Source organism: Nonomuraea fuscirosea (genome assembly GCF_035917475.1).
In the GTDB taxonomy this organism is placed as follows: Bacteria; Actinomycetota; Actinomycetes; order Streptosporangiales; family Streptosporangiaceae; genus Nonomuraea; species Nonomuraea fuscirosea.
The window spans coordinates 7,633,553-7,647,678 of sequence record NZ_CP109074.1; the positions used below are offsets into that span (position 1 = coordinate 7,633,553).

The following is a 14,126-nucleotide window of genomic DNA, read 5'->3' on the forward strand; positions in this document are numbered from 1 at the left end:
GCTGCTCCTCGTCGGTCTCGAAAAGAAAGCGGCCGACGCGCACGACTCGCTCCGCGGCGAGGGAGCCGGCCTTAGAGGCCCCCGCCGCGGCAGCTAAGAAGGAGACCGCGCAGCATGCCATGAACGGTATCAGACGTCTCGCCGTGGACCGTCCAGCATCTCAGATCCTGAGAAGGCTCAGCCGGCGACGAGGACACTGAGGCAGGTCACGCAGCCTTCCAGCTTCTCGTACTCCGAGATATCCACCTTTGTCACGAAAAATCCGCGCTTTTCGAGCATTGCGGCGGTCTGCGGGGCCGACGCGGCCAGCAGCACCCGGTCCTCGCCCAGCACCACCACGTGCGCGCCCGCCGGCTCCTCCGGCACCAGCAGGCCGGGCAGGTCCACCTGGTCCGGGTCCCCGATCAGCGTCCCGTCGGGCAGCGCGGTCACCGCCGACTTCAGGTGCAGCACGCCGCGCAGCTCCACGGGCACGACGCTGCGCTCGGGCAGGAGGGCGGTCAGCTGCCTGATGCCGTCGGCGTCGGTGCGGGCGGACCTGCCGACGTACACGGTGGGGCCGACCTGGAGCACGTCGCCGCCGTCCAGCGTGCCGGGCGGCGTGATCCGGACCGACATGACGCCCAGCTCCCGCACGGCCTGGGCCACCGACTCCACCTCGGGCCGCCGTTCCGGCGCCCCCGGCCTGGTCAGCACGGCCAGCCGTCCCGACATCACCACCGCGTCCTCCACGAACGGCGCGTCGGGCAGGTCGTCGGCGGGCGGGACGTACACGGGACGCCATCCGTTCGCGGCCAGCGCCGCCACGTAGGCATCGTGCTGGACGGCGGCCCGCTCGTGATCCACGGGCTCTCTGGTCAGATGGGTGACGATTCCTTCGGCGATTCTGGGGCCGGGCTTTCTTACCAGCGCGATACCAGACATAGCGCGTGTTCTATCACGAGGTGATTAGAGTCTTGGGCATGCGGGACGACGAAATTCTCACCAGGATCAGCGCACTGGTCACCGAGGAGCACGACCTGCGCGACAAGCTGCGCTCCGGCGACGTGACCACGGACCAGGAACACACACGCATCAAGGAGCTGGAGACGGCCCTCGACCAGTGCTGGGACCTGCTCAGGCAGCGCCGCGCCCGGCGCAACGCGGGCGAGGACCCCGACGGCGCCGCCGCCCGCCCCGCCGGCGAGGTGGAGAACTACCGCCAGTAGACCCACGGGCTGAGAGCCGCCGCCAGCACGAGAGGCGGAGAGTCGCCGCCGGTGCGCGGGTGGTGGAGTGCCACGCGCCACGGCGGTTCCCCGGAAAACCATTCGCCCTGGCGAAGGCGCGTGCGTTTGGCTACGAGCATGCGGATCCAGCCCATTCCCATCCCCGACCGGACGGGCACTGGGGGCACCCGTCCCCGGGAGGACGACCTCGTCGCCGGCCTGCACGCGGCGTACACGGCGGCCACCGCCGGCATCCCCGGGCCCGGGCTGTCCCTCGCCCGGTTCCACCGCGACGTCTGCGCGCACACGCCCTCCGCCCGGGCCGAGGCCTGGGCGCTGGTCGACGGCGAGGACGACGACGACGGCGGCGGCGGTAAGGTCGCCGGCGGCTACGCCCTGTCGCTGCCCACCTCCGACAACCCCCACATGGCCTGGATCTTCCCCCTCGCCGTACGCCCTGAGCACCAGGGCCACGGCCACGGCTCGGCCCTCTTCGAGCACGCTCTCGACCGCCTGCGCGCCCATGGCAGGAGCCTGCTCCTCACCGACACCCCGGTCGCCGGCCCGGGCACCCCCTTCGCCCGCGCGCGCGGCATGACGGTGGGGCACGTGCGGGCGCGCAACGTGCTCGACCTGCGCACGACCGACTGGACGGCGCTGCGGGCCATGTGTCCCCAGGTCGAGGGCTACAGCCTGGAGAGCTGGATCGGCCCGGCGACGCCGGGGCTGCTGCCCGACCTCGCGGCGGTCATGGCCGGCATGAACGACGCCCCGCGCGACGCCGACGTCGGCGACATCGACTACGGCATCGACCGCGTGCGTGCCTACGAGGAACGCATCACGGACGGCGACGAGACCTGCTACACCACGATCGCCCGCCGCGACCGCGACGGCGCCCCCGCCGGATACACCCGCATCTTCGTCTCGACCGACCACACCGGCGGCTGGGCCGATCAGGGGGACACGACCGTGTCACGCGAGCACCGGGGCCACCGCCTGGGCCTGGCGCTCAAGCTCGCCAACCTGTTCCTCATGCGGGAGCACGAGCCGGCGATCGAGCGCGTCATCACCTGGAACGCCACCTCCAACGCCCACATGCTCGCCATCAACGAGGCCATGGGGTTCGTGCTCTTCGACGAGTGGAACGACCTGCGGCTGTCGCTGTAGCCGGCCGGACGGCATGGATCTTCCGTTGACTCCTTGGTTAACTGGCCGTCTATGACCGTGCAGGCACTGAGAGACGACGATCCGCGGCAGGCAGGGCCGTACGCGCTGCTCGGGCGGCTGGGCGAGGGCGGCATGGGCGTCGTCTACCTGGGCCGGGGGCCTGACGGCGGCCGGGTGGCGGTCAAGCTGATCCACGCCAGGATGGACGCGGACGCGGGCTTCAGGCGGCGTTTCGCCCGCGAGGTGGCCGCGGCCAAGCGGGTGGCCCGCTTCTGCACCGCGCCCGTGCTGGACGCCGAGGTGGAGGGCGAGACGGCCTACCTCGTCACCGAATACGTCGAGGGCCCCAGCCTCGCGGACGCCGTGCGCGACTCGGGCCCGCTGACGGGCTCGGCCCTCGACGGGCTGGCCGCGGCGATGGCGATGGCCCTGCGCGCCATCCACGGGGCCGGGGTCGTGCACCGCGATCTCAAGCCGTCGAACGTGCTGCTGTCGCAGGTCGGGCCCAAGGTCATCGACTTCGGGATCGCCCGGCTGGCGGGATCCGAGGTGAGCAGCGCGATCGTGGGGACGCCGTCGTACATGTCGCCCGAGCAGGTGTCGGGCTCCGACATCGGCCCGGCCTCCGACATCTTCTCCTGGGGCTGCACGGTCGCCTTCGCCGCCGGAGGCTTGCCCCCGTTCGGTTCCGGCTCGATCCCGACGATCCTGCTGCGCATCGTCAACGAGCCGCCTGAGCTGCGTGGCCTGTCGGGGCCGCTGCGTGAGCTGGTGCTGGCGTCCCTGACCAAGAACCCCGGCCGGCGCCCGACGGCCCAGGAGCTGATGGACCGGCTGAGCTCCGCCAACCTCACCACCGCCGGCCAGGAATCCACCCCGGCCTCCACGCCCCCGCCGCCCGCCGCCGGGTATCCGGAGCCGGCAGCTGGCGGCGCCGGGCACACGCCACCTCCGGGCACCGGCGCCCTGCCGCCTACCGGCCCGGCCTCACTCCCTTCCGGTGTCCTACCGCCTACCGGCCCGGCCTCACTCCCTTCCGGCGCCCCGTCGCCCTCCAGCACGACTCCGCCGCCGTCCGGTACGGCCCCACCGCCGGCCGGCGCGGCCCCCGACACCGAGCCGCGCACCTCCCCGCAGGCGCGGCGCAGGCTCCTGGTCGCGGGCACCGCCGCGGTGCTGGTCGTCGCCGGCGTCTCGGCGGCGCTCGTCCTGCGCGGGCAGGGCTCCCCGGCCGCCAGGACCACGCCGCCCGCCGGCGCCACCCAGGCCGCCGGAACGACGACGGACGGCGGCACCCCGCAGCCGACCGGCACCCCTCAAGCGACCGGCACCACGACCGAGCAGACCCCGGCCACCAGCCAGAACCCCCTCAGAGCCGCCCAGGACGTGCCGTTCTACGCCCCCGACGAGCCCAACGCCTCCCGTCAGGCCGAGCTCTGGGAGAAGGACCGCCCGCGGGACGCCGCCCTCATGCGGAAACTCGCCGCGGTTCCCTACGCCATCCGGCTAGGCGAGCCGGAGGTCCGCGCGAAGGTGGACGCCGCGATCACGGCCGCGGCGCAGGAGGGCGGCGTCCCCGTCTTCCTGGTCAACCGCATGCCCGGCAGCGACTGCCGCCGCCCGGCGAGCGCCGCCGACCTGGCCGCGTACCAGGAGTGGATCAGCGGCATCGCGCGCCAGATCGGACCGGCCGCGGCGGTGGTCGTCCTGGAGCCCTCCAGCCTGGTCAAGCTGCCCGGCGCGAAGAACTGCCCGCTGCCCGACGACGACGGCCGGCGCTTCCGCGACCTGCGCCAGGCGGTACGGAGCCTGAAGGCCGGCCCGCGCACGGCCGTCTACCTCGACGGCGGCCAGGCGCTCTATCCGGGCACCGAGACGATGGCCGGGCGGCTCATCGGCGCGGGCGTGGACGAGGCCGACGGCTTCATCGTCAACACCTCCGCCTACACGGCCACGGACAAGAGCGTCGCGTACGGCGAGGAGCTGTCCGCCTGCATCGCCGTGCGCCTGAAGACGAAGGGGACCGGCTGCCCGAAGGACGCCGACGTCGACCCCGCCTCCATGCCGCACTTCGTCGTGGACACCTCCAGGAACGGCCGCGGCTCATGGGCCCCGGACAAGCACTACGAGGACCCGCAGACCTGGTGCAACCCGCCGGGCAGGGGCGTCGGCGAGCGGCCGACGACGGACACGGGCAAGGACCTGGTGGACGCCTATCTCTGGGTGGCCAGACCGGGCACCTCCGACGGCCGCTGCCGGCGGGGCACGAGCGGGAGGAAGGACCCCGAGCGCGGCGTCGAGGCGCCGGAGGCGGGCCAGTGGTGGGACGCCCTGGCGCTGGAAAGGGCGAAGAACGCCGACCCCGCGTTGGGCTGAGGTAATGCACGCGTAAGAACGCCATGTTAAGCGCACGTTAGATCTGACGCCCGCTCCCTTGTCCGAACATCCTTCTGACGTAAGGCTCTGGCCAGCAGCTACTCCCCCCAGAGGCCCCCCGGAGGTATTTCGTGAGCAAGGCGCGCGTGCCGTGGAAAGCCGTGCTCGGCGGCTCGGTCGGCAACATGGTCGAATGGTATGACTGGTTCGTCTACAGCAGTTTCGCCGTCTATTTCGCCGCTTCTTTCTTCCCCGACGGAAACGACACGGCGAAGCTGCTCAACACCGCCGCGATCTTCGCCGTCGGCTTCTTCATGCGCCCGCTCGGCGGCTGGCTGCTCGGCCGCTACGCCGACAGGAAGGGCCGCAAGGCGGCGCTCACGCTCACCGTCACGCTGATGTCGGCCAGCGCGCTGCTGATCGCCATCGCCCCGACGTACGAGTCGGTCGGTTACTTCGGCGCGCTCGTGCTGGTGGTGGCGCGCCTGCTCCAGGGCCTGTCGGTCGGCGGCGAGTACGCGGCCAGCGCCACCTACCTCACCGAGGCCACCCCGCGCGGCCGGCGCGGCTTCGCCTCCAGCTTCCAGTACGTCTCCATGACCGCCGGCCAGCTCGTCGGCCTCGGCCTGCAGATCATCCTGCAGAACACGATGACGAAGGAGGCGCTGAACTCCTACGGCTGGCGCATCCCGTTCGTGGTCGGCGCGGTGGCCGCCGCGGTGGTGTTCTACCTGCGCCGCAGCCTGCTGGAGACGGAGGCGTACGACGAGGAGGAGCGCGAGACCTCGCAGGGCCGCGGCACGATCGCGGAGTTGCTCGCCCACAAGAAGGAGGCGCTGCTGGTCATCGCGCTGACGATGGGCGGCACGGTCGCGTACTACACCTACACCACCTATCTCACCAAGTACCTGTCGAACACGGCGGGCCTGGCCAAGGAGACGGCCACGCTGGTGAGCTTCTCCGCGCTGTTCATCTTCATGTGCCTGCAGCCGCTGGCGGGCGGGCTGTCGGACCGGATCGGCCGCCGGCCGCTGCTGATCACGTTCGGCATCGGGTCGATGGTGGGCACGGTGCCGCTGATGACCGCGCTCGGCGGGGTGCAGGGCTTCGGCGGCGGCCTGGTGCTGTCGCTGATCGGCCTGATCATCGTCACCGGCTACACCTCGATCAACGCGGTGGTCAAGGCCGAGCTCTTCCCGACGCACGTGCGCGCGCTCGGCGTCGCGCTCCCGTACGCGATCGCGAACGCCCTGTTCGGCGGCACCGCCGAGTACGTGGCGCTGTGGTTCAAGGACAGCGGCATCGAGTCCGGCTTCTTCTGGTACGTCTCCGGCTGCGCCGCCGTGTCCCTCATCGTCTACCTCACCATGCGCGAGACCAGGGACGCCGCGCTCTCCCGCGCCGAGCGGTCCGCGGCGGAGTCGGTGCCGACGCGCGTCTAACCTGACGGCATGCGAGTTCTCCTGGTCGAGGACGACGATCGGCTCGCGTCCGCGCTCACCACGGCCCTCGACCGGCACGGCCACCAGGTCACCAGGGCGGGCCTGGCCGTCGACGCCCTCCGCCTGGCGGGGGGCGCCGACTTCGTCCTGCTGGACCTGGGCCTGCCGGACATGGACGGGCTCGACGTGCTGCGCCGCCTGCGCCGGGTCTCGGCGGTGCCGCTGATCGTGGTCACGGCCCGCACCGAGGAGCGCGAGGTGCTGCGCGGGCTGCGGTCGGGGGCCGACGACTACCTGGTCAAGCCGTTCCGTACGGTCGAGCTGATGGCGCGCATGGAGGCGGTGGTCCGGCGCGGCACCCGCCCGCGCCCGCCGCGCGACGACGTGGTGAGCGTCGGCGACGTCCGCATCGACCTGGAGTACCGGCAGGTCACGGTGGCCGGAGAGCCGGTGACGCTGACCCGGCGCGAGTTCGACCTGCTGGCGATGCTGGCCCGCGAGCCGGGCGTGGTGCGCGGCAGGGAGGAGATCCTCGACGAGATCTGGGGCGACCCGCTGCTGTCGGCCTCCCGCTCGCTCGACGTGCACGTGGCCAACCTGCGCTCCAAGACCGGCCGCCCCGCTCTGGTGGAGACGCTGCGCGGGACCGGCTACCGGCTGGGCTCGACGGCGTGAACTCGCGGCTGGTGGTCACGTTCACGACGCTGATCGTGTTCCTGGTGGCGGCGCTGGCGGTGCCGCTGGGCCTGGCCTACGCCTCCCATCGGACGAACCGTCTGCTGCTCGACCGCCGCGCCGACGCCACCCGCTTCGCGGAGCTGGCCGACCAGGCGGCGCGGGAGGACGACCGCACAGGGCTGCTGTCCGAGATCACCCGCTACGCCGACCTGTACGGCGCCGCCGTCCGCGTACGGGACCGCGACGGCTCGATCCTGCTGACCGCCGGCAGCTTCACCGCCGACGACGGCGACGCCCTGCGCCTGGCGTTGTCCGGCCGCACGACCGAGGACCTGCCCACGATCAGCCCGTTCGGCCCCGGCACGGTGCTGCTGGCCGAGCCGGCCGGCCGGGACGCGCAACTGTCGGGGGTGGTGCTGCTGCAGGCCCCCGCCGGCCGGGCCCGCCTGGAGGTGACCCTGGTGTGGGCCGCGCTTGCGCTGGGCGCGCTGCTGATGCTGGGCGTCTCGACGGTGGCGGCCAGGCGGCTGGCGCGCTGGATCCTGCGTCCGGTCACCGAGCTGGACCGCACCACGCGGGCCATCGCGCAGGGCCGGATGGACGCGCGGGCGCTTCCGGGGGCGGGCCCGTCCGAGCTGCGGCGGCTGGAGGAGCGCTTCAACGCGATGGCGGACGCGGTCGCCGGCGCGATGGAGCGGCAGCGGGCGTTCGTGGCCGACGCCTCACACGAGCTGCGGACGCCGCTCACGGTGCTGAGCCTGCGGCTGGAGAACCTGGAGCCGCATCTGCGCGCCGAGGGGACGGCCGAGTTCGAGGAGGCGATGGCCGAGCTGGACCGGCTGGCCCTGCTGGTCGAGGACCTGCTGGCGCTGGCCAGGGTGGAGGCGGGCGCGGGGGTCGAGGGCAAGGAGGTCGCGCTGGCGCCGCGGCTGGGGGTGTGGCGGGAGGTGTACGCGGCGAAGGACGTCCGGCTGACCACCGACATTCCCGAAATGTCGGTCGTGCCTGAGGCGGCGGCCAGGATCGCCGACATCGCCCTCGACAACGCGCAGAAGTTCGTCCCCGCCGGCGGCACCGTGACCGTCACCCTGCGCGACGGCGTGCTGCGGGTGGCCGACGACGGGCCCGGGCTGAGCGCGGAGGAACGCTCGGAGGCGCAGGCGCGCTTCTGGCGGTCCGGGGCCCACGCGAACGTGCCCGGCAGCGGCCTGGGCCTGGCCATCGCCGCCGAACTGGCCAGAGCCTGCGGGGCCACGCTGGACCTGAGCCCGGCCGAGCCGCACGGCCTCGTCGTCGAGCTCCGCCTCCCCGACCCGTGACCACCTCCCGGGCCGGATCCTGCCCGCCGCTCAACCGCGAACCGGCCTGCCCCTCAGACCGGGCTATCGCTTGGACCGGGATGCCCCTCAGACCGGCCTGCCCCTCAGACCGGGCTGTCGCTCGGACCGGATCTGTCGCTCAGCCGTAGACCGAGCGGTAGTAGCGGGCGGCGCCGGTGTGCAGCGGGACGACCCCGGTGCCGATGGCGTAGCGCCGGTCCAGCCGTCCTCCGGGGGCCGACGGGGCCTGGAGCCGGTCGCGGGCGGTGAAGAGGGTCTCGGTGATCGTGTACGCCAGGTCGTCGGGCAGCGAGGTCCGGCACATCAGGTAACTGGGCGTGCCCACGGTCGGCACGGCCCTGGGTCCGCCGTACGCGCGGGCGGGCACGGTGGCGTCCTCGTACACGGGGCCGAACTCGCGCCGCAGCACCGGCACCAGCGACTCCAGCGGCAGCAGCCGGATGCCGGCGAGCTCGGCCAGCGCGGGCGTGGGCACCCCGCCCGACCAGAAGAACGCCTCGACCCGGCCCGCGCGCAGCGCGCCGATGGAGGCGTCCAGCCCCAGCCGGGTGATCCGCGGCGGGCGCCGGAGCCGGGCGGCGGCCAGCACGCGGGTCGCGGTCACCGCCGTGCCCGAGCCCTCCACCCCGATGGACACGGCCCGCCCCGCCAGCCCGCCGACCGCGGTGATCTCGGAGTCGGTGCCGACGACCAGGTGCACGTAGTTCATGTACATCCTGGCCAGGGCGGAGACGGGCTGGTGGCGTACGCGTACGGCGTCGTCCGCGCTGTCGGCCAGCGCGAACCCGACGTCGGCGCGCCCGTCGGTCATCATCGTCAGGTTCTGCACACTGGCGGCGGTGGGCAGCACCCGCACGCCCAGCCCGCCGCGCCGCAACTCCTCGGCGAGCCGGTCGCCGAGCGCCCCGTAGGGCCCGCCCGCGAGCCCGGTCGCCAGCCGCAGCTCGCGCTGCCCGTCTCCGTCGCCCGAACACCCGGCGGCCCCGGCGGCGAACAGGGCGGCGAACCCCGCCAGCCCGGCGAGCCCGGCGAACGAGCGGCGGGATATCGGCATGAATTCACGGTACTCGGTGTCACAGAATGGACATTGTGACGACCGCACGCCTGCGCATCTCCTCAGAGCTGAGGATGTTCCTGCCCGCGAACCGCCGCCACGAGTGGCAGGAGGTGACCCCCGACGGCACCTCGACGCTGGGCCACCACGTGGAGTCGATCGGGGTCCCGCTGACCGAGGTCGGTCCCCTGATGGTGAACGGCAGGGGCGTGCCGCCCTCCTACCAGCCGGCCGACGGCGACGTGGTGGAGGTGCACCCGGTCCCCCGGCCCCAGCCGCTGCCCGAGGAGCCCCGGTTCCTGCTGGACGTGCACCTGGGCACGCTGGCGCGGCGGCTGCGGCTGCTGGGCGTCGACACCGCGTACCACAACGACATGGACGATCCGGCGCTGGTGGTGCAGGCCAACGAGGAGCGGCGGGTGCTGCTCACCCAGGACCGCGGCCTGCTGCGCCGCCGCGCGCTGTGGCTGGGCGCCTACGTGCGCGGCTCGGCCCCCGCCGACCAGCTCCGCGACCTGCTCGAACGCTTCTCCCCGCCGCTGCGTCCATGGACGCGCTGCACCGCGTGCAACGGCGTGCTGGTGCCGGTGCCGAAGGAGGAGGTCGAGCTCCGGCTGGAGGCGGGCACGCGACGCAGCTACGACGCGTACGGCCGTTGCGCCGCCTGCGGCCAGGTCTACTGGCACGGCGCGCACAGCGACCACCTGGAGGAGATCGTCCGCACGGCCAGGGCTTGGGCGAGCGGCACCGGCTCAGAGGGCGACGGCTCCGATGACGGTCAGGTGCACAGGGCGAACGGGTCGACGCCGGGCATGTAGTCCCTCCACTCCGTGGCGGTGAGCGCGCGACCGGCCAGCTCGCACACCGTCGCGGCCAGCCGGGCGCCGTCGAGCTCGTGCGTACGGAAGGTGCCGTCGACACCCAGGCTGTGCAGCTTCGTCCCGTCGGCCGAGAAGCCGAGCCACGCGTTGTCGATGTCGGACTCCGCCAGCCCGTCGTACACGACCCCGATCTGCCGCCCGCTCGCCACATCCCACAACCGCAGCCGCGGCCCGTCCTCGAACGAGGCGATCCAGCGGCCGTCCGGCGACCACGTCAGCATGATGGCCGCCCGCATCCCGGCCGTAACGGGGAAGGCGCCGAGCCGGGTGCGCAGGTCGCGGTCCCAGACGGTGATCCGGTCCGGCCCGGAGAAGGCGATCCTGCGCCCGTCGGGGCTGTAGGCGAAGGCACCTTCGAGGCTTCCGGTGCCGGCGGCCACAGGCACGAGGGCGTCGCGGCCGGGGTCGTAGAGCCGCGGCTGCGGCTCCGCGACGAACAGCCGGGCGCCGTCAGGGGCGAACTCCATCGGCCCGCCACCCGGCACACCGCTGCCGGCGAACGACCTGCGCTTGAGATCCCGCAGATCCACCACGAAGAACTCACCCCCGTCCGGCTGCACCGCCAGCGTCCTGCCATCGGGCCCGAAGGCCAGCTCGGAGACGCTACTGGGCCGCTCGGCGGCACTCCCAGCCGACTCGGCGGCACTCTCAGACGGCTCGGGAGCACTCTCAGACGGCTCGGAGGCACTCTCAGACGGCTCGGAGGCACTCTCGGAGGGCTCGAAGGTGCCCTCTATCTGCTCCGAGACGCTGTAGGCCGGTCCCGAGGCGCTGTCGCCCTGCTCGGCGACGAGCCCGAACTGCTGCGTGACCCGCCCGGAGGCGACGTCGAGCACGCGGACCACCTCCCCGTCGCCGAAGGCCAGCCGGGTGCCGTCCCGGCTGAAGGCCATCGCCTTCCCCTCGCCCTTCCAGGCGATCGGACCGGCCTTCCGCGCGCCGGTCGCCGGGTCGAGCAGTTCCAGGGTGCGCAGCTGATGGGCGGTGAGCGCCGAAGGCTCCCGCTTGACGGCCAGCATCCGGCCGCCGGGCGCCACCTTGAGGCTGACGACGTCGTGGTCGAGCGGCGGGTCGAGCCGCAGCGGCCGGTCGAACATCATGGAGACGTCCAGGGTGACGACCCCGCCCTGCCCGTTCAGCACCCGCACGGCCCTGCCCACCAGGTCGTAGCGCACCTGTACGGGATCGGCGGGCAGCGGAAGGGTCAGCATGGTCGTCCAGCCGTCCCACCGGGCCACGGTGAGCTGCTCCCCCGGTGACCACAGGGCGACGTACCCGCCGCCGAAGACGAAGTCCGCGGCCTGCAACGTGCTGCCCTCGACGGGCTGCTTCGCCGTACGCGTGGTCAGGTCGTACAGGTGGGTGATGGGCTTGTCGTGGCGTGGCGTGTCCTCGACGAGCGCCAGCGCCCGGCTGTCGTCGCTGAAGGCGGCGGCGGTCGTGGTGCCGGTGCCGGGCAGCGAGGGAAGGCGCAGCCGCCGACCCCGCCGCAGGTCCCACACCTCGGCCGTCCGCCGGCCGGCGGCGACGACCCCGTAGCGGCCGTCGGGGCTGACCCCGATGAGCGCCGCTCCGCCGGGAGCGGTGAGCCGGGCACGCTTGGACACGTCCCACCATTCCGCGCCGCCCGACGGGCGTGGCACGGAGATCAGGCGGCCGGACCGGTCGAACTCCAGCCCGTCGAACCCGCCCGCCTCCTTCGCGAACGGGCCGCCGAGGGGCCGGCCGGTGACGGTGTCCCACACCCGCACGCCGTCGTCGTCCAGCGCGGCCAGGCTGCGGCCGTCGCGGCTCACGGCCAGCCGGGTCACGCCCGTGCCGATCCCGGTGACCTCGCGCAGCCGCCGCCCGCTCGTGACGTCCCAGAGCCGCGCGGTCCCGTCCGTCGCGGCGGCCAGGATGCGGCCGTCCACGTCGAGCGCCTGCACGCTCGACGAGTCCACGTACGGGGCCGTGAACACGTCGCTCACGTGCTGGGACGCCGAGTCGAGCAGCGCTCCCCGCGCCTCCGTCGTCTCCGGGGACAGCCGCCAGGCCGCCACGGACAGCAGCCGGGCCAGCTCCGGCTCCACCTCACGCAGCCCGGACGCGCGCAGCGCCAGCTCCTTGGCCCTGGCGTCGTCGCGCTGGCGTACGGACTCCCTGCGCAGGTATTCGGCCGTCCCCAGCCCGCCCAGCGCGACGACCAGCAGCACGGCCAGCGCCGCCGCGATCAGGCCGCGCCTCCTGCCGCGCCTGCGCACCTCGGCCGCGGCGGCGTCGAGGAACTCGCGCTCCCGCCTGGCCAGCGTGAGGTCCCTGCGCTCAGCGGCCGCCCACCGCAGCGTTCGGTCGAGCGGCGTGCCCTGCATCAGGTCAGCGGGCCGCCTGCCATGACCGTCCCATTCGGCGGCGGCATCAGCCAGACGGCGATGCACGGGCAGCCCGTCACGGTTGGCCGCCACCCATTCCCGCAATCGCGGCCACGCCCGCACCAACCCCGGCGCAGGCAACTCGTACACCACCCCACCCCGCTCGTCCGTTTCCTCGCCCCGCTCGCCCGCCTCCCTAGTTCGCTCGTCCAGCTCCCCAGACGGCTCACCCGCTTCCCCACCCCGCTCGTCCGTCTCCCCACCCCGCTCGCCCGCCTCCCCAGTCCGCTCGTCCGCCTCTCCGAGCGGCTTGCTTGCCTCCCCGGACGGCTCGGGCGTCCGCTCGCTCTCGGGCGTCTCCTCGCGCCGCGTCACCAGGCCCGCGGCGGCGAAGAGGTCGAGCATGTCGTCCAAGCCCTCGATCTCCGGCAGCTCGTCACGCCGCACCGGCCGCAGCGTGTCGCCGTCGAGCATGCGCAGGAAGACCTCGGGCACGCAGGCCCGCTCCGCCTCGCTCAGCTCGCGGTACAGCTCCTCGGCCACCGCGCCCAGGCCGGGATCCGCCTCGCCGGTCAGCTCCGCCGCCACCCCGCTGCCACGGACCAGTGGGGCGTCCACCGGCTCGCCGCCGCTCCGGTCATCGCCCCCAGCCGGGCCGTCACCCTCGACCGCCCAGCGGCCGTCCCCCGCCCGGCCGTCACCGTCACCCACCCAGCGGCCGTCCCTCGCCGGGCCACCGCCGACGCCTGCCCGGCCACCGCCGTCGCCCACCAGATCGCCGCCGTCGCCCGGGAGCCCCGACAGCTCTGGCCGTCCCGACGACCCCGGCAGTCTCGGTACGTCCAGCAGGTCCAGCAGGCCGAGCAGCAGGTCCCTGGCGGCAGGACGGGTGGCGGGGTCGTGGGCGGTGGCGGCGGCGACCAACGGCGCGATCCCGTCCGGCAGCCCCGTGACGTCGGCCGTGAACTCCAGCACCCGGCTCACCACCGCCATCGGCTCGCCCGCCGGGATCGCGTCACTCCCCCGTGCCGCGAACAGCAGCACCATCGCCCACGCCCACACGTCGGCCGCCCCGGTGGCGGCGCGGCCGGTGAGCACCTCGGGGGCCATGTAGCCGGGCGTGCCCATGATCGGTCCCGTCGTGGTGGGCCCGGTCTCGCGGGCCACGCCGAAGTCGATCACGCGGGGGCCGTCGGGGCCGAGGATGATGTTGTCCGGTTTGAGGTCGCGGTGCACGATGCCGGCCTGGTGGATGGCGGTCAGCGCGGTGGCCACGCCGATCGCGAGCCGGCGCAGCGCGTCGGCCCCGTAAGGCCCGGATTCGGTCACCGCCCGGCGCAGGCTGGGCCCCGGGACGTACTCGCTGACGATGTACAGCGGCGCCTGCTCGACCTGGGCCTCGATCACGGCGGCGGTGCAGAACGAGGCCACCCGCCCGGCCGCGGCCGCCTCCTTGGCCAGTCTGGCCCGCGCCTCGGGGCCGTCGAGCCTGGGCACCTTGACCGCGACGCGCTCGCCGCTCTCGCCGTACGCCTCGTACACGACACCCTGGCCGCCCGCGCCGAGGCGGCCGGCCAGCCAGTAGCGGCCCAGCCGTCGTGGGTCTGATGGAGTGAGGGCAGTCATCAA

The 14,126-nt window shown here is 73.6% G+C and carries 10 protein-coding genes; 7 read left to right on the forward strand and 3 right to left on the reverse strand.

Annotated elements, in window-relative coordinates; genetic code table 11:
- Nucleotides 1–177 precede the first annotated feature (177 nt).
- Nucleotides 178–924 carry a dimethylargininase gene (ddaH, locus tag OIE67_RS34705; protein ID WP_326628458.1) on the reverse strand — a complete coding sequence of 249 codons (747 nt, stop codon included), beginning with the start codon at nucleotides 922–924 and terminating at the stop codon, nucleotides 178–180.
- Between the two features lie 38 nt (nucleotides 925–962).
- Here ddaH and OIE67_RS34710 point away from each other — a divergent pair, with 38 nt between their 5' ends.
- The 6 genes from OIE67_RS34710 (at nucleotide 963) to OIE67_RS34735 (ending at nucleotide 8,190) form a co-directional block, all read left to right on the forward strand.
- On the forward strand, nucleotides 963–1,208 hold the full coding sequence (locus OIE67_RS34710; protein ID WP_326628460.1) for a DUF2630 family protein: 246 nt from the start codon (nucleotides 963–965) through the stop codon (nucleotides 1,206–1,208).
- A gap of 138 nt (nucleotides 1,209–1,346) precedes the next feature.
- A complete protein-coding gene (locus OIE67_RS34715) occupies nucleotides 1,347–2,375 on the forward strand; it encodes a GNAT family N-acetyltransferase (protein WP_326628462.1) in 1,029 nt (342 codons plus the stop codon).
- Nucleotides 2,376–2,426: 51 nt separating this feature from the next.
- Nucleotides 2,427–4,751: a glycoside hydrolase family 6 protein gene (locus tag OIE67_RS34720; RefSeq protein WP_326628464.1), complete on the forward strand. Its 2,325-nt coding sequence runs from the start codon at nucleotides 2,427–2,429 to the stop codon at nucleotides 4,749–4,751.
- A 131-nt stretch (nucleotides 4,752–4,882) separates the two neighbouring features.
- Entirely contained in the window at nucleotides 4,883–6,193 is a 1,311-nt protein-coding gene (locus OIE67_RS34725; protein ID WP_326628466.1) for an MFS transporter, read from the forward strand.
- Nucleotides 6,194–6,202: 9 nt separating this feature from the next.
- On the forward strand, nucleotides 6,203–6,868 hold the full coding sequence (locus OIE67_RS34730; protein ID WP_106235507.1) for a response regulator transcription factor: 666 nt from the start codon (nucleotides 6,203–6,205) through the stop codon (nucleotides 6,866–6,868).
- The gene (locus tag OIE67_RS34735) at nucleotides 6,865–8,190 is read left to right on the forward strand and encodes a sensor histidine kinase (protein WP_326628470.1); all 1,326 of its coding nucleotides are present in this window, start codon (nucleotides 6,865–6,867) and stop codon (nucleotides 8,188–8,190) included. Before OIE67_RS34730 ends, OIE67_RS34735 begins: the two co-directional genes overlap by 4 nt.
- Before the next feature lie 139 nt (nucleotides 8,191–8,329).
- Here the strand turns inward: OIE67_RS34735 and OIE67_RS34740 are convergent, their stop codons facing one another.
- A complete protein-coding gene (locus OIE67_RS34740; RefSeq protein WP_326628472.1) occupies nucleotides 8,330–9,265 on the reverse strand; it encodes a TAXI family TRAP transporter solute-binding subunit in 936 nt (311 codons plus the stop codon).
- Nucleotides 9,266–9,291: 26 nt separating this feature from the next.
- Between OIE67_RS34740 and OIE67_RS34745 the strand changes: the two genes are divergently transcribed.
- Complete coding sequence (locus tag OIE67_RS34745) at nucleotides 9,292–10,083, forward strand: Mut7-C RNAse domain-containing protein (protein WP_326628473.1); 792 nt, start codon at nucleotides 9,292–9,294, stop codon at nucleotides 10,081–10,083.
- On the opposite strand, the gene OIE67_RS55800 is transcribed toward OIE67_RS34745, so the two are convergent.
- Nucleotides 10,044–14,123: a WD40 repeat domain-containing serine/threonine protein kinase gene (locus OIE67_RS55800; RefSeq protein ID WP_326645543.1), complete on the reverse strand. Its 4,080-nt coding sequence runs from the start codon at nucleotides 14,121–14,123 to the stop codon at nucleotides 10,044–10,046. The two genes, OIE67_RS34745 and OIE67_RS55800, sit on opposite strands and share 40 nt — an antisense overlap.
- Between the last annotated feature and the right edge of the window lie 3 nt (nucleotides 14,124–14,126).